19 protein-coding genes are annotated in these 22,517 nt (G+C 44.7%); 3 read left to right on the top strand and 16 right to left on the bottom strand.

Annotated features, from left to right (window positions below; translation table 11 throughout):
• Positions 1-10: 10 nt before the first annotated feature.
• The 11 genes from B9Y67_RS14735 to B9Y67_RS14685 all read right to left on the bottom strand — a co-directional run bounded on the left by B9Y67_RS14735 (position 11) and on the right by B9Y67_RS14685 (position 14,764).
• Positions 11-940 (bottom strand): LCP family protein, encoded by a 930-nt coding sequence (locus B9Y67_RS14735; protein ID WP_085507777.1) that lies wholly within the window; start codon positions 938-940, stop codon positions 11-13.
• Between the two features lie 178 nt (positions 941-1,118).
• A complete protein-coding gene (gene zupT / locus B9Y67_RS14730; RefSeq protein ID WP_139823819.1) occupies positions 1,119-1,928 on the bottom strand; it encodes a zinc transporter ZupT in 810 nt (269 codons plus the stop codon).
• A gap of 189 nt (positions 1,929-2,117) precedes the next feature.
• Positions 2,118-2,678, bottom strand: coding sequence for a GNAT family N-acetyltransferase (locus B9Y67_RS14725; protein ID WP_085507776.1), 561 nt, complete (start codon positions 2,676-2,678; stop codon positions 2,118-2,120).
• Positions 2,679-2,843: 165 nt separating this feature from the next.
• Positions 2,844-4,058, bottom strand: coding sequence for an EAL domain-containing protein (locus tag B9Y67_RS14720; RefSeq protein ID WP_085507775.1), 1,215 nt, complete (start codon positions 4,056-4,058; stop codon positions 2,844-2,846).
• A 557-nt stretch (positions 4,059-4,615) separates the two neighbouring features.
• Positions 4,616-6,283, bottom strand: a complete 1,668-nt coding sequence (locus B9Y67_RS14715) for an IS1182 family transposase (RefSeq protein ID WP_254901763.1) — start codon at positions 6,281-6,283, stop codon at positions 4,616-4,618.
• A gap of 315 nt (positions 6,284-6,598) precedes the next feature.
• Positions 6,599-6,787, bottom strand: a complete 189-nt coding sequence (locus B9Y67_RS14710) for a hypothetical protein (protein ID WP_085507773.1) — start codon at positions 6,785-6,787, stop codon at positions 6,599-6,601.
• Positions 6,788-6,870: 83 nt separating this feature from the next.
• Complete coding sequence (locus B9Y67_RS14705; RefSeq protein ID WP_085509207.1) at positions 6,871-9,582, bottom strand: UPF0182 family membrane protein; 2,712 nt, start codon at positions 9,580-9,582, stop codon at positions 6,871-6,873.
• Between the two features lie 230 nt (positions 9,583-9,812).
• Positions 9,813-10,952: a S1C family serine protease gene (locus B9Y67_RS14700; RefSeq protein ID WP_085507770.1), complete on the bottom strand. Its 1,140-nt coding sequence runs from the start codon at positions 10,950-10,952 to the stop codon at positions 9,813-9,815.
• A gap of 12 nt (positions 10,953-10,964) precedes the next feature.
• A complete protein-coding gene (locus tag B9Y67_RS14695; RefSeq protein ID WP_176224017.1) occupies positions 10,965-12,176 on the bottom strand; it encodes a zinc-ribbon domain-containing protein in 1,212 nt (403 codons plus the stop codon).
• Between the two features lie 400 nt (positions 12,177-12,576).
• Positions 12,577-13,443, bottom strand: coding sequence for a 5'-3' exonuclease (locus B9Y67_RS14690; RefSeq protein WP_217807578.1), 867 nt, complete (start codon positions 13,441-13,443; stop codon positions 12,577-12,579).
• 169 nt (positions 13,444-13,612) lie between these two features.
• Positions 13,613-14,764 carry a dicarboxylate/amino acid:cation symporter gene (locus B9Y67_RS14685; protein ID WP_085507765.1) on the bottom strand — a complete coding sequence of 384 codons (1,152 nt, stop codon included), beginning with the start codon at positions 14,762-14,764 and terminating at the stop codon, positions 13,613-13,615.
• 253 nt (positions 14,765-15,017) lie between these two features.
• Here B9Y67_RS14685 and B9Y67_RS14680 point away from each other — a divergent pair, with 253 nt between their 5' ends.
• Entirely contained in the window at positions 15,018-15,509 is a 492-nt protein-coding gene (locus B9Y67_RS14680) for a 3D domain-containing protein (RefSeq protein ID WP_085507763.1), read from the top strand.
• A 67-nt stretch (positions 15,510-15,576) separates the two neighbouring features.
• On the opposite strand, the gene B9Y67_RS14675 is transcribed toward B9Y67_RS14680, so the two are convergent.
• The gene (locus B9Y67_RS14675) at positions 15,577-15,831 is read right to left on the bottom strand and encodes a hypothetical protein (RefSeq protein ID WP_062445401.1); all 255 of its coding nucleotides are present in this window, start codon (positions 15,829-15,831) and stop codon (positions 15,577-15,579) included.
• 147 nt (positions 15,832-15,978) lie between these two features.
• The gene (locus B9Y67_RS14670; RefSeq protein WP_085507760.1) at positions 15,979-17,373 is read right to left on the bottom strand and encodes a YjiH family protein; all 1,395 of its coding nucleotides are present in this window, start codon (positions 17,371-17,373) and stop codon (positions 15,979-15,981) included.
• A 191-nt stretch (positions 17,374-17,564) separates the two neighbouring features.
• On the opposite strand from B9Y67_RS14670, the gene B9Y67_RS14665 reads away from it, so the two are divergent.
• A complete protein-coding gene (locus B9Y67_RS14665) occupies positions 17,565-18,836 on the top strand; it encodes a YeeE/YedE family protein (RefSeq protein ID WP_085507758.1) in 1,272 nt (423 codons plus the stop codon).
• A 294-nt stretch (positions 18,837-19,130) separates the two neighbouring features.
• Here B9Y67_RS14665 and B9Y67_RS14660 read toward each other — a convergent pair whose 3' ends face one another.
• The 3 genes from B9Y67_RS14660 to B9Y67_RS14650 all read right to left on the bottom strand — a co-directional run bounded on the left by B9Y67_RS14660 (position 19,131) and on the right by B9Y67_RS14650 (position 21,127).
• Positions 19,131-20,300, bottom strand: a complete 1,170-nt coding sequence (locus B9Y67_RS14660) for an MFS transporter (RefSeq protein ID WP_085507756.1) — start codon at positions 20,298-20,300, stop codon at positions 19,131-19,133.
• A gap of 178 nt (positions 20,301-20,478) precedes the next feature.
• On the bottom strand, positions 20,479-20,880 hold the full coding sequence (locus B9Y67_RS14655) for a secondary thiamine-phosphate synthase enzyme YjbQ (protein WP_085509205.1): 402 nt from the start codon (positions 20,878-20,880) through the stop codon (positions 20,479-20,481).
• Between the two features lie 55 nt (positions 20,881-20,935).
• Positions 20,936-21,127: a hypothetical protein gene (locus B9Y67_RS14650; RefSeq protein WP_139823818.1), complete on the bottom strand. Its 192-nt coding sequence runs from the start codon at positions 21,125-21,127 to the stop codon at positions 20,936-20,938.
• Positions 21,128-21,410: 283 nt separating this feature from the next.
• On the opposite strand from B9Y67_RS14650, the gene B9Y67_RS14645 reads away from it, so the two are divergent.
• Positions 21,411-22,469 carry a Delta(10) desaturase DesB gene (locus tag B9Y67_RS14645; RefSeq protein ID WP_085507750.1) on the top strand — a complete coding sequence of 353 codons (1,059 nt, stop codon included), beginning with the start codon at positions 21,411-21,413 and terminating at the stop codon, positions 22,467-22,469.
• Positions 22,470-22,517 lie beyond the last annotated feature (48 nt).

The following is a 22,517-nucleotide window of genomic DNA, read 5'->3' as shown; positions in this document are numbered from 1 at the left end:
CCTGCTTTTTTTAAAGTGCTTCACTGGAAATCATTTGATTGACTTTGGCAATCTCATCTGGTGATACCTGCAAATAATAAATGTCATTGATATAACTGTCTGTCCCTTTTATCTGGTACATATCAATATTTTTTAACGCGCTGCGGTAATTGATTGCCATTGTCCTGATTTCATCTAACGTCATATTTGTGTGCATATGATCCGATAACACTTCAAAGATACCATCCAGATTAGCGACAGCCTGAAGACTCATTCCCTGTTGCATGATTCCTTCAACAACTTCCCGCTGCCGGTGGTTACGGCCGATATCTCCTTTTGGGTCCTGATCCCTCATCCGGACGTAAGCAAGGGCCTGCTCGCCGGAAAGCATTTGCGGCCCTTCCGGGTAATTAAACCCTCCTTGTACAAACGGAAATTCATTCGTCACCGGAACGCCGCCAACAGCATCGACGATCCCACTCAACCCTTTCATATTGACGGTTGCGTAATAATCCAGCTTTATATCCAGCAAGTCTTCTACAGTTTTTATTGTCATATCCAAACCGCCGAACGTATAGGAATGATTGATTTTATCATATTTCCCGTGCCCGGGAATCCAAGCCATCGTGTCACGCGGGATGCTGATTAGCCGGACCTTTTCCCCGTCAGGATCGACATGCATGACGATGAGGGTATCCGGACGCCCAATATCTTCCTCCCGCTCATCAATTCCCAGTAATAAAAAATTTAATGCCTCACTCGCTTCGGTTTTGCGTTTACTTGTCTCACTGTCGATCGCCGTCACAGGTTCAAATAAGTCATTGACGACGGTCTGGTGGACTTTCTGATAAAGAAACAGCAAATAGGAACTTGATCCGCCTACCACGAGCAGTATCGACAAACCTATCGCCATCAGCCACTTTCGTTTCCGGGTCCATTCTTTCCATTGGTGATCCATCATCGCATCCCACCCCTACCGCATTATATGAAGCGGATCAGGCAGGTATGTCCACTCCTTCAGAAAAAAGCCTGCACGCCGGTTTCCGTTCAAATCTCCCCGAATAGGTGTGTTTTAACTTCACCAATTTTATAGCAACAAAAAAGACACACCCTTTTATTGGATGTGCCTCCTCTTTTACTCAGATGAATAACAGCAGACTTAGTGCCATGATCATCATTCCGCTGACTACACCATAAATGGAAAGATGAGCTTCATCATATCTTTTCGCGGCCGGCAGTAGTTCATCAAGGGAGATGAATACCATAATCCCTGCTACACCAGCGAAGATGACACCGAACATCACTTCATTCAAGAAAGGCATCAAAATCAGGTAAGCGGCTAATGCGCCGACCGGCTCCGATAAACCAGATAAAAATGACAGTTTGAACGCTTTTTTCTTATCGCCGGTTGCAAAATAAATCGGAACCGAGACCGCGATGCCTTCAGGAATATTATGAATCGCAATCGCAACAGCAATCGCTATACCTAGGCTCGGGTCCTGCAAGGCTGAGGTGAAGGTAGCGATCCCTTCCGGAAAATTATGAATGGCAATTGCGAGAGCGGCGAACGTTCCCATTTTTAAAAGCGCCGGATCGCCGTTACCTTGCTGTGGCTTCTTCATATCCTCTACTTTTTTCACTTCATGGGGGTTTGCCTTTTTAGGGATGAACCGATCAATCAAGGCAATGAACAGCATTCCGCCGAAGAAAGAAGCGACCGTCACCCAGTTTCCGGCCTCTATCCCCATGGCTCCTACCAAAGAATCTTTAGCTTTGAAGAATATTTCCACCATGGATACATAAATCATCACACCAGCCGAAAAACCAAGTGCAAAAGACAGGAACTGGGTATTGGTGGATCTCGTGAAGAATGCCAGCATGCTACCGATGCCTGTGGCCAGACCGGCCATTAAAGTTAAACCAAATGCTAACAATAAATCTGAACCCAAATCTTCTCGCTCCTTTCAAACATCCTAAGGTCATTCTAACTGTTATTTTCACCTAGGGAAACATTTTTAACTAAAGTAATAAAATATTCCTAAACGAAAAACCCCCTTGCCACAATTTTATGTAGCAAAGGGGCGGCATGTGCCTATTAAACTGAAAAACTTAGCGGAACATAGAAAAAATATTCTCTATTAACGGACTTTTGCATAAATACATGTATCACGCAGTTCATCACCAGCCACGGAGAGGTCATCGTGGCGTAAAATACCTTCCAGCTCAAATCCAAGTCGCTCAGGGATCCTCCTGCTTGCCTTGTTAGCGGCATCACAACGGATTTCCACCCGTCTTGCCTTCAATTCTTCAAATGCAAACGTAGTAATCCCTTCCACTGCCTCGGACATATAGCCTTTTCCGGAGTAGCGGCTGTCCAGCCAGTAGCCGATTTCAAATTTAGGAATCTCCCAATTCATTCGATGCAAGCCGGAAGAACCGATGAATTTCCCAGATTCTTTTTCAAAAATATGTAACCGCAAATCTTCTCTCGTCAAAAACCTGGCATGTGCTTCTCTTACGTTTGACTCCGTTTCTTCCAACGATTGCCGCCGTTGAGCGAAAGGCATCCATCGTTTCAAATCTTCATGGGAAGCTTCCAGCGCCTCATGCACAACATCACCATCGCCTGGAAGCGGCATGCGGATTTGAAGCCGCTCTGTTTCGAACGCTGACGGAAAATCAATTAAAATCGGCTGCATCTCTGACCACCATCCCTGATATAATTATTTCTCTGCCTGATATGAAAGTTGAGGAATATCATATCATAAGAATGGAATATTTTCACTGTTTTTTGAAAAAAATGATAAATTCAGCTTGGGCTGGACAGAATTAGCCGTGCTATCCTGATCTTCTTGCGCAGTGTATTAGATTAGCAGACATTCATGTTCATATATATAGGAATACTTCATGTCAATGAATAGAAAATGCTGGTCGGTCAGCGGAAAACTGAAAGTACGGATGGTTTCCTTTGTTTCAATATCCGAATAAAGCTCGGACAAAATTCCTTTGTTCCAGGTTTTCATCAACATGACATTTTCCAAAAAATACGGACGAAACGCCCAGTTGGAACCTTTTTTCTCGGGTTCCACCCTCCAATCAGCATTTCTTTTCCTAAAGTTTGCAGACACCTGCTGGCCATCGTTGTTACATACGAACATACGAAAGCTTTCATGATCAAATTGCTCTGTTACCTTTTCGATAAAAGCATCCACTTTTTTTGTACCTTCCCATTTTGGAAGCAGCCGTTTCACTTTTTGTTCCCATGCCAGCAGCAAGGAAAGCCGTTGCTCAATCAAAGCTTTTTCCCTCGAAATATACTTGGCCACTTTCTCGCCGATGCCGACACTCACTGCATTCGGGGCTAAAAAATCAAACCCTGGTTCTGCCAGGTAATTCCCCTGATAAAACCTTCCCCCATGCTTCCAGGCAAAATGAAGCTGAAAATCATCCTCAATATTTTCAAACAGTAATGCAGCACCTATACGACGTGCCAACATGGATAATGAGTAAACGATATCCTGAAAACTGTCAGCGTTCGGCCTTCGTATGATATTGGTATCAATTTTTAATAAGTGGGGTTCAAGCTGGCGGATTCGGTCGATATTGGAACTTTTCGCGCCGATATGATCGACGGCTATCTGAATACCATAGGTTTTATAATAGCGGAGCAAATGACTCAGCGCTTCGAAATCCTCTTCAAAATCATGCTCAGTCACTTCAATGACAACCCGGCTCATCGAAAACCCTTTTTCCTCAAACAACTGCAGCGTCGTCAGCAGATCTTCGCCGTCATGCAGCATTAATTGCCGGGCATTACGATTGATGAACAACAGCCCTTTTCGATTGGATTCCAAAAAGTCCGTGATGGCCTGTTCCAGCAAGTGTTGATCTACTTCTATTTTGAACTCATCCGGGACATCCGGATCGCGAAAGAAATTGCCAAGACTGATCCATTTCTCCCCATCGTAGCATCGGCCTAACAGCTCATACCCGATGACACTATGCCTGATTGCACTGATCACCGGCTGGTAGGCAGGTTTTGTTTTACTTAAATCACCGAGAATATCTAACGGATCCATGGCGATTCCTCCTTTCTATTATCCTATCATATTCATTATAATAGATTACTTTAGGAAGCTCACCGTACGCCCATGGAAAGCGAGTAATTTCCCGGCCCTCCAAGCCGTTACTATCGTAACGGAAACAACGCATGTAAGCGTTAACAAAAAGTTCACAACTTGTGGTTTCCTTATGTGAAAATGGTGGTATAATAAAAGTGTAAAGAAGATAAATAAACAACTTAGGTGGCTCAACCATTACGAGTTCGTTTCCACACGAACAGAGACGCCGGTTCAAAATAGGGATCGCACTTCCTGTGCATGGTATGATACAAGCCCTGAAATTTGTTCCGGGCAGTCAGGTCTGCTGGAACATTGGCGGCAGACAGAGCAAGAGGCTTTACTGAGCTTTACGTAAAAAAGTTTTAAAATTGGACTTAACCCAGAGGTAGAAGGAAACGAATTCACCAAAGAATTATCCTTCTGTAAAACTCTCAAACTGCAGAATCCTGGATGATTCTGATATGGTTGGGTCACCTAAGTTGTTTATAGTAAGGGGCTGTCCCAAAAGTCCTCTTTTAAATGAAAAAAACCACGAAGAAATTGATTTTTCTTCGTGGTTTTTTCATTGTGAGCTTATTTCCTCCCCGAAACAGCCGGATCAACTCCGCCTGTTTCAGGAAGTTGTGGGCAATGGCGACCAGCCCAAACTCTATATTTACTTTATCGAGACCCCGGAGAAAAAATCTCCGGAACGACCGATTGCCTTTGATATGACCGAACACACTTTCCACCTCCACTTTTCGTCTGGCGTAGATTTGTGCTCCTTCGTCACACCAAAGGCTTTCCCTTGCTTCCCTCTTCAGTTGTTCATATGCCGGGTTATAGTAAACACGCCGGTTTCCTTTTGCTTTCGTGCATTTTTCTTTTATAGGGCACCCGGTACACGCTTCGCATTCATAGACCTTGAAGGCTCGCGTGTATCCGTACCGATCGGTACGGTGAGAATGGAATTGAAAAGGGACCTTTCGTCCATTCGGACAAATGTAATAATCCCCTTCTTCCTTGTACTCCCAGTTCATAACCTGGCTTGGGTCTTTCTTGAACGAACGAGACTGCTCTTTTCGCATCGTGTTATAGGGAATGAGTGTATCAAACCCTTCCTTCTTTGCGTATTTGTAATTGGTTTCTCCACCATAACCTCCATCAGCGACAATTGTATTGGGGAAAGGAAGCTCTGTAGCCTGCAGCTTTTGAATATGCGGTTCAAAACAACGGGTGTCCGTAGGACGCTGATGGATCGAGTAGCCAATAATGAATTGGTTTTCTGTTCCTGCCTGCACATTATAACCAGGTTTCAGTTGCCCGTTCTTCATATGATCTTCTTTCATTCGCATAAAGGTGGCATCGGTATCTGTCTTGGAAAAACTATTTCGATCACCGAAGGTGGCCAACTGGGTTTCATACTTTTTCAAACGAGGAAGGTAGTCCTGACTCAACGTTTTATAGATACGTCGTTTGGCACGGAATACTTCCTTTTTTTCTTTCTTCTTTTCCTTATCATTTTCTTCTTCGACGGCTTTTTCTGCCTGTTCTACCTGAGCTTCTACCTGCTCGACAACTTTTTCGAGTTGCTCCGAAGTTACTCGCTTGGCAGGAGACCCCTCATCATTGAGTATTTTTTCATCCATCTCAATGGCATCTTCAATATCCGCGAACGTTTGATTTAATTTTTCCTGTAGTTTTTCTTCGTAACGTTGGGCGGATTTTTTCCACACAAACGTGTATTTATTGGCATTCGCCTCAATTTTGGTTCCATCAAGGAAGTAGTTGTCCATGGATACGTACTCTTGGTCGATTAGAAGTTTAATCAACTCCGTGAATAAAGGTTCAATGATGGCTTTCATCCGTTCGGAGCGGAATCGGTTGATGGTTCGGAAATCTGGTGTCTGTTGGCCGGCCAGCCACATCATCGGCAGATGTTCCCGAAGAGCTTTGGCGATATCACGGCAGGAGTAGATTTTTTGCGTGTAGGCGTATAAGATAACTTTTGTCATCATTTTGGGATGATAGGAGCTCCGGCCGCCGCCTTGATATTGGGAAAAGAAGATGTCATCGTTCACCTGTTCCACCATGGCGTGAATGACCCGGACCACATGGTCCTCAGGAATTAAATCACTGAAGTCCATTGGTAGAACCAATTGCCCCATGTTATAATCAATGAAAGTAGCTGAAGAGTTACTCATAAAAAAATCGCCTCGCTTTTCGTTTTTTGTTGGTTTGATCGCTTACATTATAACGAATGAGGCGATTTTTTTGTATGTAAAAAAGAAGATTTTTGCATTGTTGATGGGCAATTTAGGCAGGGGAACGATGAGACTCCTGCGGGAGAAGCAAGGCTGACGAGGCCCCGCAGGGCGTAGCCCGAGGAGACTTGTCGTCTTCCCCGCGGAAAGGGAATCGTTTCCCAGCCCCACTTTTCCGATATCAACAATAAACGAAAAAAGCTGCCCCAATTAGTCTGTTACAGACTTATGGGACAGCCCCTTTTTTTGCCCTCTTTAACCTCCGTCTTTCTCTTTCAGCAGTCGGTCCAGTTTTTCCTCGATTCGCTCCAACCGTTTATCCTTGGTGGTAGATTTTTTAATAATTCGAACCAGGACGATAATAATCAGCAGCAGGATAACAAAAAACAGAGCCTGGGCAAGCATATCACCTATCATCAGCCCGCCTCCTGCTAGTAAGTACATGGATCTCCCTCCGATAAACTTAATAATAGTCCATAAATCAACAGCCCGAACATGATGCATTCGGGCTGTTTTCTCTTCTTATTTTATTCAGCATCACGCAATCGCTGTTCAATCTCTTCCATTATGGCTCCTGCTTCTTCCCAGTTGCCATTGGAAAGGGCGGATTGATAATCTTCAAATAAAGTAGAAAGATCTCTAAGAATTTCTTCTGATTCGAGAATATCCTCCACATTGCCATCTTCCGGAGACTCTTCCTCTTCCCCTTCATCAGGGGCTGCTTCCGGGTCGATGAGTACAAGCATGCGGTCCAGTGCCTCCTGGAAAGTTGGTTCCATCACGATGTGATCTCCGTACGCCAGGATAATCTGCTTCACTTCCGGCAAGGATGTTTCATTAGAAGATTCGATATAAATCGGTTCTGCGTACAACACAGTATCTTCAAATGGAATGGCGAGCAGATTTCCGCGGATGACTTCCGAGCCACCCTGCGACCACAAGTTCAGCTGTTGGGAGATAGTGCTGTCCTGGTTGATTCTGTTTTCGATTTGCTGCGGTCCGTAAATATTACGCTGTTTCGGGAATTGGTACACGAAAGTTTCTCCGTAATTATCCCCATCATTTCGGACACCCATCCAGGCAATCATGTTCTGCCTGTTTCTTGGTGTGAATGGCAGCATCAGCACAAACTCTTCTTCCTCATATTCTGGAAGCTTCATTGTCATATAATAGGGTTCCATTTCGATGTCTTCATTGAAATATTTCTCAGTCGGGAACTCCCATCTGTCTTCCCGGTTATAGAAAACTTCCAAGTTGGTCATATGGTAAGTCCCATACATGGATGCCTGAATTTTAAACAAGTCAACCGGATAGCGGAAATGCGATTTTACATCAGCTGGTATTTCCTCTGTAAACAGGTCAGGGAACATCTTTTGATACGTCTGCAGCAATGGATCTTCCGTGTCGACTGCGTAATAGTCCACTTCCCCGCTATAGGCATCCACCATTACTTTAACTGAGTTCCTGATGTAATTCTCATCGCCGCTGTGCGGTTCAGAATAAGGATAACGTTCCGCCGTCAGGTAAGCGTCGATCATCCATGCCAGACTGCCGTCTTCGCGGACGAAAATGTATGGATCTTCATCATATTCAAAGAAAGGAGCAATTCGTTTCACACGGTCCATAATATTACGCGTCATCAGTATCTGGCTGTCTCCATTGATTTGATCAGAGACAAACATTCGGAACGAACCGGCGTCCAGACTGAAAATGAGCCGGTTCAGGCCTGATAAGGAAATGCCGCTGTCTGCTTCAAAGCGTGTCGACATGTTCTCGTCTCCGGCCGGGTAGTCAAACTCATCCACATCACTGTTTACGATGACATTTTTATAATTTTCTTCACCAAAGTAAATTTGTGGACGGCTAATATCCAGTGCTCCTTCAGGCGGAAGGTTTCGTAAGAGGTACTCCGGCTGTCCCTGGGAGGTGATTTCATTGACATCGCTCATCGCAATACCATAACCGTGCGTATAGCGTAAATTTTCGTTCACCCATGTTTTCGCCTGTGAAGGTAGATCAACCGTATTCAGCTCTCTAGCCCCCAGGAATACCTGGGTATATTCTCCATCGATATTATAACGGTCGACGTCGATGTCATTGAACTCATAGTATGTCCGGAATGTCTGGAGCTGGTTATAAATATCGAGAATCGGACGGGCATCATTGATTCGCACATTATTGATGGTCAGTTCATTATTATCTACCATTTCCTGATCCAGGGACTGGTTGCCTGGATGTTCCCGCTCTTCGATTCCGTGTAAGTCATAGGCAGCCCGAGTAAATTCCAGGTTCTGTTCTAGATATGGACTTTCCCTGGAAAATTCATTGGGAGATACGACGTAATTCTGAACGATGACAGATGCACCCTGAGCGATAATAACCAAGGCTACATAAATTGCCACCGGAGTAAGCATCGCCTGAAGTCTCCCGCGTACGAGCATCACAATCATCCAGATTGCCCCGATGACAGCCGCTGCTGCCAAAACATAAGAAGCCGGGTTGTTAATCACTTTATCGGTGTAACTTAACCCGTGTACCACGCTGCTTTGAAAAATATTCACCTGGTTAGTGAGCAATGTGCCATATGGCTCAAGTACATGGACACCTGCCAGCAAAATGCCGATGACACCAAGCGTAATCCCCATATGGAGCTGAGCCATCCGGCTTTCCCGGTACATGCCAAATACGGAGTAAAAACCAACCTGGACCAGCAGAAGCAAAACTCCTAAACCAAGCAGTGTGTTAATCGCAAAATCGATAAATGGCAGGACAAACATATAAAAAGAAATGTCCATATCAAAATGAGGGTCTTTAATTCCAAATGATGTGTGATTCAGGAATTTCAGCCATAACTCCCAGCCGATTCCCTGAACGATACTGCTGCCCAAAAGCCCCACAAATGCTGCCAGTGCAATCATGATCAGTTGCGACCATTTTTTCGAAAACAGGATAGACGGAAGCCGTTCCCGATCGAAATACACGATATACGTTTTCCTGACCCAGGAAAGCGTTACATACGTCAATAGGAAAAAGATCAGGAACCCACCGATACCAAGTAATAGTTTACTTGTGAAAATTGTCGTAAATACGGATTTAAAACCTAGAGAATCCATCCATATGTAATCGGTGATCCAGTTGAGCGTTAGCATCAATACGATAGCCAGGACGATAAAAAGGCCGAATATCGTACCTAATATGGACCCGAATTTCTTCAGTTTCTGTTTCTGTCTTGTCGGCATGTTGATTGTTCGATTATCCAATTTACTCCCCCTTAATTGCTCAATACATGATTGTATGAGTATACCTTTTACTTTCTGTCATACGAACGAATCGTGTCATTCGTTTCACTTTTTCTTAGAAAATATTATTCTTCTAACTATTCGACAACGACTTTCAGCTTCCTCTTTTCGCAAGCCATTATTCACAAAAGCGTCAAAACCCGGCAGGGAGCAATCCTGCCGGGTTTTGATCAGGAAGAGACCTCTTCGCCTTTTCCTGATAGAATCTTGATCTGATCATTTTCTACGCCAACGATGTAGTTGAGTTTATATTTCTTTATGTTCACTTCGCCGCCTATGTTTTCTTCCACTGTAATAAAGGCGGTGACCTGGACGTTTTTTCCAGATTGCTTTGGAATCAAGTCATCGACTTTTACCGATAATGTATTCGAGTAACCCTGGCGAAAGTTTTCATACGAATTATCCCCCTGCCAGCTGCTCCCGATCAAGGAGTAGGCCGTTACGAAATCCCCCTGGTTGATGCTCTCATAAAAATATTCCACAATATAAGTCGCCTGATCGACAGGGGTGGTATTATAGCCTTCCCCCGGCCCGCCGACAGTGTCCTGGATTTCAGGCAGGCTTTCCATCGGAGATTCTGACCATCTTTCCACAAGATCAAGAATATCGGGAAGCGGAATACTGAAGCCGATCCCTTCTTTGTCCAGTTTCGCGGAATTGATGCCAATCACGTGACCCGTTTCTGCATCAATCAGCGGCCCGCCGCTATTACCTGGCTGGATCGGTGCTGAAATCTGATACAGCCCGCGATATTCAAACGGGGCAATATCAAATTCCCGGTCTAACCCTGTGATTTCCCCTGTTGTCACGGTGTTCTGCAACCCGAGTGGGCTTCCCAGTGCCAGTACGTTATCCAGCATTTCCGCCTTGTTTTCCCGTTCAATCGGTAAAGGGTCACTTTCATTCAAGGCAGGAACCCGGACAACTGCAACATCGGTATTGGTGCTGATGCCGATGACTTCACCGGGTAATTCTTTTGAATCAGAAGTTGTAACAGTAACCTCCCGGGTATTGGCCACCACATGAGCATTCGTTAATAGGTCCCCTTTTTCGTTATACAGAAATCCGGAACCCTGCTCTCCATTCGAAGCTGTAATTTGAAAAACCCGATCCTGTGATTCTTCGATGATTTCCTCTTCTTCTTTTGTAACAGGTTCTTCATCTGACTGTTCATTATTGCCTGTCTCTACCAGCGCGGATGCTTCATCCAATTTGGCCGGCATCACATCTTGGAGATAAATCACTCCCGAGACGCCTCCACCTGCAATAATCACTGATAAAATGATACTGATCAGCCATTTGCGATTCATGCTGCGTCCCTCCTACTCCACATACCATTCAATATTGTCGACATTGACTTCGACTTCTTCATTGATTTCAAAAAATTGCTTTTCAAATTTACCGGTATCACCCGGGTTCAAATACATCGGGTAAACGGTAACCGTGTTTTCTTCTACATCCATTGGATTACCTTCACTATCCAGCACTTCCAGTTCCAATGTGACCGAACTGACTATTTTTGTTGCGACGCTCTCTACTTCTCCGGTAACAGTCAGGTCGCCAAGGTCATCCAGCTCTGCCTTGATATTTTTCACTTCGACAGCAGCTGTCTGGTTTTTCAAGTCTTCCTGTGCTGCCTTCTCAGCTGCCCGTTCGATCCTGTCACGCTGGGCCTGGACAAATGCTTCCTGCTCCTGCTGAATCCTTTTTTTCAGCTGAAGCAGTTTATCATTATTGACGGCAAACTGGAGCGCATGGTCTACTGTGGCAATCGCTTTATTGAACTCTTTGGACGCTATGTGATTTTCTGCATCATTGGAAGCGACGGTAACAATCTTTTCTAAAATCTTCGCCTTTACCTTTGTCGCCTCTTCTAAGTTATAACGGGAGAGCGTAGATAATTTGGCTGCCAGCTGATCAACAGTCGATAATTCAGCGAGCTCGCTATTGATCCGTTTGATTTTTATCTGTGACTCCATGGTATCGAGTTTTGGCAGGAAACCTGGAACAAGCTTGCTGTTACTAGCGTCGACATCACTGCGGAGATTATCAATGCGATCACTGGCATTCTCCAGTTCATCTTTTTGGATTTGCTCTTCGATTCCGGCCAGCTCGGCATCAAAGGTTTTTGCTTCCTTGATTAACGCCAAATCTTTCTTCAGCACGGAAAAGTCTTCCCTTTTTTCAATTGCCTGCGTAAGCAGCGATTCGGCTTTATCGTATTCGCCCTCCAAAGCTGATGCTTCAGCATCCCGCTTCAGCGTAAGTACTTCTTCGTTGATGTTCTTCTCGTGCGCATACGTATAGCCGACACCACCTCCAGCTAACAGGAGGACGACCACGGGAAGCAGAATCATGATCCACTTCTTCTTTTTTGGCGCTCTCTGTAATGAGCGAGAAGATGTCTCTTCTGCTACCGTGGCAGAAATTTCGTCATTATGTAGCCGTGCATCGTCATTTAGCTTTGTACCACAATTGGGACAAAAATGAGAGCCCTCACTTACTTGATTTTGGCAATTCGGGCATTCTAACATGGGCTCACTCCCTTTTAAAAGATACTCTGTGTGAAAATTGGTAAATATATGGAACTCAAACATACTTTATCAATTATAGCATGTTTCGACAGAATTTCGGTAATAGATGGTAGATTTTTAGCCACAAAAAATGAGGCTGGCTCAAAAGACTAGAATCTAAATAAATCCCGAACAATTCCATAGAATTTGTACGGGATTTATTTATTCAGTAATAGAGAAAGTACCGCTTCGTTAAAATACTTCGCTTTCCGCGGGCACGGCTTCAGCCTCCTCAGAAAGCAAAGACCACTTTCTTTTTTGACTACGCTATTTTTTCCTACTTGCACTAATATTTTATTGATATCTTTTCTGTTAACAGAAATAGTTTTGTCCCAGTCTCTTCTTTTAAATAAGTTATCTATTAAGACAGTAATGATTCGAGGCGTTTGAATTCCAGCTCGTTGAACTTTTCCATCATTCGTTCCTGGTTGATTTCCAGAATCGCATCTTCCAGAGAGCAGTCGACATCAACTTCACAATGGATAGCGGCAAGCTTTCGGGAAAGGTGGAGCATTTCCAGTTCATTCTCGATTTTTGTCCGCTGGCCTTTGGTGAGCTTAGGCAGGTTGTCGAGAATGCCTTCGATCGTCTCATACTCCGTAAGCAGCTTTAATGCTGTTTTTTCACCGATTCCTTTCACGCCTGGATAGTTGTCGCTGGAATCCCCCATCAATGCTTTCAGATCAATCATTTGGGCAGGAGTGATCCCTTTTTCCTCAACAAACGTTTCCTGCTGGTATTCGGCGTAATTGCCATAGCCTTTTTTCAACAAAGAGACCGTGACGTTATCCTGCAGGAGCTGAAGGATATCCTGGTCTCCGGTAAGGATAATCACTTCGGAATGCTCACTGTATTTAGATGTGAGAGTGCCGATACAATCATCTGCTTCATAACCGGCAAGCCCGACATTCGGAATGTCCAGGGACTCTACGACCTCTTTGACCAGGTCAAATTGCGGCACCAGTTCCACTGGCGGCTCTCCGCGGTTCGCCTTGTATGCCGGGAACATTTCCGTTCGGAATGTGGTGCTGCCCATATCCCAGCAGCACACGACATGGCTCGGCTCATAATTTTTTGCAGCGGTGAACAGGTGTTTGACAAAGCCATAAACGGCATTGGTCGGCATCCCTTTGCTATTGATCATATAGTAGTTGCTCATCGCAGTCGCATAGAAAGCGCGGAATAATAGCGCCATGCCATCGACGAGCAAGATTTTATTCGCTTTCACTGGTACTCCCCCTTACTATTGTTAGAAAGCCTTAGTCTTTTCTTATACTTTAATCCTTTTTATAAAAAAGCGACTATTACTTTACTAGTATACTAGGTGTGCTTATGGAAAGAAAGGCAGTTCCATAGAAAACACGCCGGCCATGAGCGGCCGGCGTGAATGTCAGGAATTATTTTGAAAACCGGTTGGCGATGGTTGTCAAGGCACCGTCCCCGGTAACATTCGTCGCTGTTCCAAAACTGTCCTGGGCAAGATAAAGGGCGATCATTAATGACGTCATGGCAGGACCAAACCCGAGCATTGACTCCAGCAGGCCGAGCGCTGCCATCACTGCCCCTCCTGGTACGCCTGGCGCAGCAATCATTGTCACTCCGAGCATAAGAATGAACGGTGCGACCGATCCGAAACCAGCCGTCTGACCCTGCAGATACATGACGGCCATCGCACAGCTGGTGATGGTTATCGTACTACCTGCCAGGTGAACATTAGCAAGGAGCGGGATGCCAAAGTCCGCCACCCGTTCCCGGACACCTACTCTCTTCACGCGGTCGAGTGTAACCGGTATTGTCGCGGCTGATGACTGCGTCCCAAGGGCAGTGAAATAGGCCGGCAGCATGGTACGGAGCATCTGGACCGGGTTCATTTTATGCAAAGATCCAGCCAGTGTATAAACAGCGGCGAGATAGACGAAATGAAGCAGGATGATCATGATGAACACTTTCCAAAAGACATTCAGAATCGTCTGCACTTGCCCGGCATAGGTCATATTGGCGAATATGCCAAAGATATGGAATGGCAAAAGCGGGATAATCACTTTTTCGATCACCATTTGAATGATGCTACGAAACTCATCCATCACATTCAGCAGGGCATCACTTTTCAGTCTGGAAATTCCTAGCCCGATAACAAAAGCTAGAATTAATGCTCCCATTACATCGATTACAGGCGGCATATCCACTGAAAAGGCGGCCTCAACGAGTGATTCCTCCGGGTTTTCCAGCTGGGAGGCTGTCTGTCCCTGCAACATCAATGGATAGAGCGTTCCAGCTACGACGAAAGCCAGCAAGCCTGCGGCTACCGTGGAAGTGTAGGCGAGACCGGTAGTGAGGCCGAGCATCTTCCCTGCGCCTCTTCCAATGGATCCGATGCCGGGAGCGATGAATCCGAGAATAATCAATGGAATGATAAAGCTTAAAAAGTTACCGAATAATCCGGTAAAGGTAGCAAACAACTCGATCAGACCTTCCGGCGAGAAGGAACCAATCAAAATCCCCAGTATGATTGCAATGATGATTCGTGCGAGTAAAGGTACTTTTTTCATATTTCTTCTCTCCTCTAATTGTACGTCTCCGATGTAATAATGTATTTCCTAGAAAGAATCATATCCTATACTCTATAACAAACCAGACAATTAGAAAAGCATTTCAGCGTGTTAATTTCTGCATTTTTTAAGTAATCGCTTACATATATAGTTGTCATCTAATTGCAATCAAACTGTAGTGTCCCTGTAGTGTTAAAGTACCCTCACCCCTGCTACAATGAGCGGAGTAGTTCATTTGAAGGGGGCAATATGATTGAATCTTCTGAGAAAAATTGGTGTCGTCCTTGTCCTTATTGCCAGCTTAATTACAGTCAACGAAATTCATTCCCAAGCAGAAATAAATGTTGATACAACAAGCGAAAAGAAAATCGCTTTAACTAATAAATCTGATCAGCTGAAACGTTTTGAGCAGGAAAAACCTGTACAGGCTTCTAACAATTCGAACGAAACAACAGGAGAAAAAGTCACCGTTGAGGCCACAGCCTATACCGCTTCCTGCGAAGGGTGTACAGGCATCACGTATACCGGTATCGATTTGAAAGCAAACCCGAATAAGAAAGTGATCGCTGTCGATCCTGATGTCATTCCAATCGGCTCTACTGTCCATGTGCCTGGCTACGGTACAGCTATAGCCGGAGATATCGGCGGAGATATCAAAGGTAACCGAATAGACTTGTTCATGGCTGATTTGCAAGACGCCAAAGCATTTGGACGAGAAACAATAGAAGTTACCATCTTAAATTAGTTAGCAGCTATTGACCATAAAAACAGCGCCCGGCTTGATCAGACAAGCCGGGCGCTGTTTCTTTTATTTAATCATCATCTTTATTTAAGAATTCTTCTTCTCGTTCCAAATCACCGACGAAGAATGTTTCGACACGATCGGTGCGGATGACAAGGTCATCATCCAGTGACCACCACATGCCTCTTTCCAATTGCTTCATAATGAATTCACAGGCTTCCTTTGCCGTATGCTCTTCACTCAATTCTACTTCTTGTGTCACCGTTCTTCCACTATTCATTAGAAAATTAAATTGCCAGTCTCGTTTACTTTCTTGTTCAGCCAAAATATTCATCCTTTCTTTTTTCATGTGTCGCTTATTTTAGTACAGTCAATTCTGACTCGCAAACGATAAGGGGCAGTTTGTGTAAAAATTAGCACGATTCACTCAAGTCCCCTGGGTCTTCCTCCCTGTTAAGATGCCCCGTCCTAGTTAAAATAACAAATGAGCGAATAGGACGATGATCGGAAGTGTGACGATGGTCCGCTGTAAAAAGATAACGAACATTTCACCGATGCTAAGCGGAATTTTCGACTTCAATATCAATACCCCGATTTCAGACATATAAATCAACTGGGTAATCGAAATTCCGGCGATCACGAAACGTGTCAGTTCACTTTCAATCCCACTGCCAACCACAGCAGGCAGGAACATATCCGCAAAGCCTACAATTAAAGCCGGAGCGGCTTCACTAGCTTCTGGCAGCTGCATCCACTCTAATACGGGTACGAGCGGATAGGACAGCCAGACGAAAACGGGTGTAAATTCCGCTAAAACTAAGGCGAGCGTTCCAAGTCCCATAACAACCGGAATCAGGCCAAGCCAAATATCAAGGACATTCGCAAAACCTTTGTAAAGCACATTTTTATAGGAAGGAACTTTTTCCGCCTGCTCCATCGCTTTATCCAGACCGGAACGGAAGCTGGACTTACCAGTCGGTACGTATTCTTCAATCTGCTTGCCAGCTATTTCGTCATATTCATCTTTCTTTCGTGACAACGGTGGAATTCTTGGTACGATAATGGCTGCCATGAATACGGCAACTGTCACCACTAAGTAAAACGGAACAAAATATTGTTCCAAGCCAATGAAGGTGATGACAACAAGGCTGAATGCTATCGATGCGATTGAGAAATTCGTCGCAATCACGGATGCTTCCCGCTTCGTATAATACCCCTGCTCATACTGCTGAGTAGTGATCAATACACCAACCGGTCCTGCTCCCATCCAGGATGCCGTCGCATCAATCGCAGAGCGGCCGGGCAGCTTAAATACCGGCTGCATTACTTTTCTCAGCAACGTGCCGATGAAATCCATCAAGCCGAATGACATTAGAAACGGCATTAACAACGCCGCAAACAAAAACCACGTCGTAAGTACTGGAACTAACGAATAAAGAACAGTTCCTCCTGTAATCTCGGACCAGATGAATTCCGGACCCAGCTGCATCATCGTCATGATCGCAAAAGCTGCCCCTATCATTCTTACCCCAGTCCAGAAAATCGAAACGTCGAACAGATTTTTAAGTAATGGACTTCTCTCCACCCAGGCTGGCTGCACCATTTTAACCGCCAGTGCACCCAGTGCCGATAACGTCACCAGAATTGTCATAAAGAGTGGAATCTGATCAGCAAAGAATCCCTGGACGGATTCTGCCAGTATACCTACACCAATTGTTACTTTTCCTTGAAAAGGAATCGGAACGAGAAATAATAGAATACCAATGAAAGAAGGAATAAAAAATTTATTAAAGCTTTTCCATGAAAATGCTTCCTCTTTTGTTTCTGGATTGATTGTTTGATAGGTTGTCTGCTTGTTAGCTTCCATTGCGTGGTCCCCCTGAAAAATAAGTTAGTTATAAATATACATAATATAATATATTTATGCAATACCTGCTGAATAATTCATCCTGTTAATCTAACTTAGTAAATCAATGGCTTTACAAAATATTCGTTTCATCCTATTATATATACTTGTTAAAAACACATTATTTTTATCGGAATTAGGAGGTTTTACAAATGGCTCAAACAACAGCAGAACAGCAACCAAAACAAACAGCCATTCCATCTTGGCGTAAACAAGCAACAACTATCGTTTCGCCATTGAACCCTGTTCAAAAACCGTATTTATTTACGGGTTTATTGATATCTATCATTCTTCTGAGTGTAACCGTGGCAGTGGCAGGCTGGACTCAGGGTATCCTATTCATTATCGGGATCGGGCTGGGGCTGGCATTGCTTCATGCCAGATTCGGTTTCACATCAGCGTTCAGACGTCTCTTGTCTGTCGGTAACGTGCAAGGTTTACAGGCTCATATGGTAATGCTGGCCGTTGCAACTACCTTATTCGCTATCATTTTCGCTACCAATTTCAGTTTTACAGGAACTGCCCCAGTTGGTTATGTATCACCAGTCGGGATAAGTGTCATCTTTGGTTCTTTCTTATTTGGAATTGGCATGCAGATGGGTTCAGGGTGTGCATCGGGGACGTTGTATAGTGTCGGTGGCGGAAAATCTTCTATGCTGCTGACATTGCTCGGATTTATCGCTGGCTCTGTCATAGGTGCCTACCATTTTATGTTCTGGACAGAACAGACACCTTCCCTACCGCCTATATCCTTAGCCGAATCAACCGGCCTTGGCTATTTTGGCGGCTGGGTACTGCAGATGCTCATTTTCCTTGGAATTTACGGCTTGACCGTAAAATTCGCCCGAAAGAAAAACCCGCCGCATATGAAGCCGCTGGCTACAACTAATGGCTGGAAGAAACTTTGGCGCGGGGCTTGGCCGCTATTAGTAGCCGCTGTAGTACTGGCTGTTCTGAACGCATTGACATTGACCATCCGGGGAAATCCATGGGGAATCACTTCCGCATTTGCTTTATGGGGATCAAAATTCCTCTCGATATTCGGTGTTGACGTATCAAGCTGGGGCTATTGGCAAGGTAATACCGAAGCTCTACAAACGACGGTTCTTGCAGATTCTACAAGCGTTATGAACTTCGGCATCATCCTTGGCGCATTTATGGCAGCTGCCGCACAAGGCAACTTCAAGCCAGGAAAAATAAAACCGGGTATAGCGACCGCTTCCATTCTCGGCGGCTTGATGATGGGCTATGGTGCACGACTTGCATTTGGCTGTAACATCGGTGCTTATTTCGGTGGTATAGCATCCTTCAGCCTCCACGGCTGGGTATGGATGATCATGGCATTAGCAGGAAGCTACCTTGCCCTCTTCATCCGTCCGATATTTGGCTTGAATAATCCAAACCCGAAAGATTCCATGTGCTAGCCTTTCAGCTAGGATGCTATATCCTTGATGAAAAGAACAAACAAAAAAGCGTTGCGATTCCTTCTGGAATTGCAACGCTTTTTTATTTACAAAGATGGTTTCGTTACTCTATGCATAGTAATGGGGACTGGGAAATGGCGAGACTCCTGCGGGAAAGGATAGGCTGGTAAGACCCCGCAGAGCTTTAGCTCGAGGAGGCTTAGCGGCTTCCCCGCGGAAAGCGAGCTATTTCCAAGTCCCCATTTTCTCCACGTAAAAGTAACGAAATCACTGATATTTACCAGAGCTTTTCTGTTAAATCGTTTGCTTGGATTTTTCCTTATTCATAAACAAGGAAGTAACGAACATGAGTAGCAAGAAACCGATGATGACACTGAAGCCGCCGGCATTACCGAATGCTTCTGAAACAGCACCGACCAACAAGCCGGCAAATCCGCCGCCGATTCCTGAAGCTACATAGATGAGACCAAGTGCGGTACCAGGGTTTTTCGAAATGGAAGTACCGAATGCGGTCGCCGTCGGGAACAACGTCGAGAAGAATAAACCGGCACCGGCAAACAAGTACGGCAATTGCTCAGCAAATAAGAAACTGATTCCTACCATTACAACAGACCCAAGGGAGAACATAATCAGAATCTTTCGCTCATTGATATGATTGGATAGATAGGCAACTGCCAGACGTCCTGCCATAAAAAAGATCGAGAATACCGAAAGAATGGTTGCTGTCATTCCTTCTTTTTCAGCCTCGGACATGCCGCCAAGATCGAGACTCTTCAAATAAGAGGGGAAGAAGTTCATGAATGATACTTCTGCTGATACTTCCATCATAAGGAATACCATTAAAAACACCATTTGAGCATCTTTCAACATAGGGATAAATGCTTTCAAATTGATCTTCTCCACTTTTCCTTCCGGGAAATTCACAGATGTGATATAGATAATGACCCCGATATGAAGAGCTGCGATAGCAATGTAGAATACTCTCCAGTCAGCGAACTGGAACAGGAAATTTAAAATTTGCGGGAATAATACCATCCCAAGCCCGTATATCCCCATCGCCAGGTTGAACATCTGGTTCTGTTTTTTCGGATAAGCGGCAGGCACGATGGCATTACCTGCAACCCCAAGCGCACCCAGGCCGAAACCGACCAGCATATAGAAACCTAAAAAGAATGTAATATTTGGTGCCAGTCCGGTACCGAGAAAACCAGACCCCATCAATACGGCTGCAATCGTCATCATGATCCGCAGACCGTTTTTATCGGTCAGGTAACCAAAAATTAAACTGGCCAGGGTGAATCCCAGCTGAAATATGAATACGACGAAACCGAATTCGCCCATATCCAGGCCGATATCCTGTTCGACCTGATCGAGAACGATCCCTTTCGTGTTGGTGACACCACCAGAAATAAATTGCGTGAATAACAATATCATTAAGGCGTGTATGCTTTTTCCTTTACTCATGTTTTAACCTCCATGCATTTGTCTTTTTCTGCTAGTCCATGGATACCACGCCATTATTTCTTTAAAACGTTTCAGATAATTCCGCCTTTCTGACGCTTACTTTCTTCATTTTTATGTATGCCTTTCCATCCCTAATCTTGAGCAAAAAAAGAACCAGCACCATTTACTGGTCCTGGTTTTAATCTGGAATAATTTTCACGAGAAACTTCCGGTTACGAGGGCCGTCGAACTCACAGAAATAAACCCCTTGCCACGTTCCTAACTGCAGCTTCCCGTCTTTGATAATTAATGTCTGGGCATGACCAACTGTACTGGTTTTTAAATGGGATGCCGTGTTTCCTTCCGCATGGCGGTCTTTAGGGTGATCCCATGGATACACCTCATCCAGTCGCATCAGCATATCCGTCTTTACATCGGGGTCGGCATTTTCATTGACAGTAATCCCGGCCGTCGTGTGCAGGGAAGAAACGACGACGATGCCTTCCTCCACCCTTTTTTCTTTCAGGAACGATTCGATTTCACTGGTAATATCCAGCATTTGGTCACGTCGATCGGTTTTCACATCGAACTGTTTCAACATTTTCATCACCTCTCCCTCATCCTATACCAAGGAGAGTGGTGGCTTCAAACCTCCCCTATAAAGGGATACCGTATTTTGCGGCAAGACGGTGGCGAAACGCTTTGACATCATGTCGAAGCTTGCGGATCTCCTCCAGGGTCGCTGCTTTTTCCAGCCGGGCTCTGATGCTCCAATAAATCGCCAGTTCCTCATTGGTCAGCCGGATGCTTTTATGGGGGAAGTGAACGAGTTCTCCCACACTTATCACTCCTCTGCTCCACGTAAAATGGTTGTTATTAATGATTTTATGAAAGGACGAACTGGATATGTTCAATATCCTGACAGGAATCTAAGAGTAAATTTTTCAAACGTCACTCATCTACCATTATCTATTCGCTATGACAAGGTGGATACCCTTTTTATGGAATAATTTTTCAATTTATACTACATATTAATACCAGGTAATAATTACTCATTGACTAGAGGAATATGCCTTGATACGATGAGAAGCAATAAAATATTATCTTTCCTTCTATGAAAGGAGTCTGAATATGCACGACCTTCATTCGTTCAGCTGGTATGCCAAACAAATCAAACCGCACTTGCCTAAAGGAGTGTTCAAGCCAGTTCCCACCCGTTTATTTGGAGGATTGGCCTATATGATTGTGACGATAGCGGCATTCCTGACCATTGGTCTATTCGAATTGCATCCGCTTCTCAACCTTACCCTTTCCGTGATTATCGGGTTCAGCTTTGCCGGACTAGGATTTCTCGGACATGAAATTCTCCATGGCACGGTTGTCCGGAAACCGTGGCTCCGTGATTTACTGGGCGCGATCGCTTTCTTCCCGTTAAGCACCGGACCGAAGCTATGGAGAAAATGGCACAACATGATTCACCATGTCCATACCCAGCATGAGGAAAAAGATCCCGACGCCTGGCCGACATTAGAAAAGATATCAAAAATGAAAATTTTCCATTGGGTCTACCGGCTGCCGCTATTTGTCCGCGCGACATTCGCGTTCGCATCCCTGGCCGTACAATTTTCGGCCCATTCATTGAAAATGTTCTTTACCTATGTGAAAGAATTCAAACCGAAGAAGCAGCCGGTGGTATGGCTTCAGGTCGTCTTGCCGTGGGGTTTCTGGATCAGTCTGTTATTTGTCATGGGCTTGACCAACTGGCTGTTTGCCTTTTTCATCCCATTATTGATTGCCAACCTGATTGTAATGGGGTATATTTCAACGAATCACAGGCTTAACCCGATTACCCCGATCAATGATCCACTGGCAAACAGTTTGACGGTAACGGTTCCCAAGTGGGTGGATGTACTTCACTTTAACTTTTCTTATCATACAGAGCATCATTTGTTCCCGGGGATGAACCCGAAGTATTATCCACTTGTCAAAGAGCAGATTAAAAAATTCTGGCCGGAACGTTACCATGAGATGCCGCTTGGAGAAGCATTGCTCGCATTATGGAAGACACCGCGCGTCTACTATAAAGACAACAAGCTCGCCGATCCAAAATACGGCAAGCTGTACCGGTCGCTTGGCAGTGGCCTTGACCCGAAAAACATTAAATTCCGTCGATTGAAGTTAAGAAAATAACAAAAGGCTGTCCCAGCAAAGTCTTTGATAGACTTTTGGGACTGCCTT

Origin of the sequence: Thalassobacillus devorans, from assembly GCF_900176565.1 — a bacterium.
GTDB lineage: Bacteria > Bacillota > Bacilli > Bacillales > Halobacillaceae > Thalassobacillus > Thalassobacillus devorans_A.
The sequence above is the reverse complement of the archived record's forward strand: the minus strand, read 5'-3'. Positions and strand labels throughout refer to the sequence as shown.

Excerpts from the sequence above, each read along its gene's own strand:
- B9Y67_RS14715 (WP_254901763.1), bottom strand. The coding sequence starts at position 6,283 with ATGAGTAACTCTTCAGCTACTTTCATTGATTATAACATGGGGCAATTG.
- B9Y67_RS14735 (WP_085507777.1), bottom strand. The coding sequence starts at position 940 with ATGATGGATCACCAATGGAAAGAATGGACCCGGAAACGAAAGTGGCTG.
- B9Y67_RS14685 (WP_085507765.1), bottom strand. The coding sequence starts at position 14,764 with ATGAAAAAAGTACCTTTACTCGCACGAATCATCATTGCAATCATACTG.
- B9Y67_RS14720 (WP_085507775.1), bottom strand. The coding sequence starts at position 4,058 with ATGGATCCGTTAGATATTCTCGGTGATTTAAGTAAAACAAAACCTGCC.
- B9Y67_RS14665 (WP_085507758.1), top strand. The coding sequence starts at position 17,565 with ATGGCTCAAACAACAGCAGAACAGCAACCAAAACAAACAGCCATTCCA.
- B9Y67_RS14695 (WP_176224017.1), bottom strand. The coding sequence starts at position 12,176 with ATGTTAGAATGCCCGAATTGCCAAAATCAAGTAAGTGAGGGCTCTCAT.
- B9Y67_RS14660 (WP_085507756.1), bottom strand. The coding sequence starts at position 20,300 with ATGAGTAAAGGAAAAAGCATACACGCCTTAATGATATTGTTATTCACG.
- B9Y67_RS14670 (WP_085507760.1), bottom strand. The coding sequence starts at position 17,373 with ATGGAAGCTAACAAGCAGACAACCTATCAAACAATCAATCCAGAAACA.
- B9Y67_RS14655 (WP_085509205.1), bottom strand. The coding sequence starts at position 20,880 with ATGTTGAAACAGTTCGATGTGAAAACCGATCGACGTGACCAAATGCTG.
- B9Y67_RS14725 (WP_085507776.1), bottom strand. The coding sequence starts at position 2,678 with ATGCAGCCGATTTTAATTGATTTTCCGTCAGCGTTCGAAACAGAGCGG.
- B9Y67_RS14700 (WP_085507770.1), bottom strand. The coding sequence starts at position 10,952 with ATGAATCGCAAATGGCTGATCAGTATCATTTTATCAGTGATTATTGCA.
- B9Y67_RS14705 (WP_085509207.1), bottom strand. The coding sequence starts at position 9,582 with ATGCCGACAAGACAGAAACAGAAACTGAAGAAATTCGGGTCCATATTA.
- B9Y67_RS14710 (WP_085507773.1), bottom strand. The coding sequence starts at position 6,787 with ATGTACTTACTAGCAGGAGGCGGGCTGATGATAGGTGATATGCTTGCC.
- B9Y67_RS14645 (WP_085507750.1), top strand. The coding sequence starts at position 21,411 with ATGCACGACCTTCATTCGTTCAGCTGGTATGCCAAACAAATCAAACCG.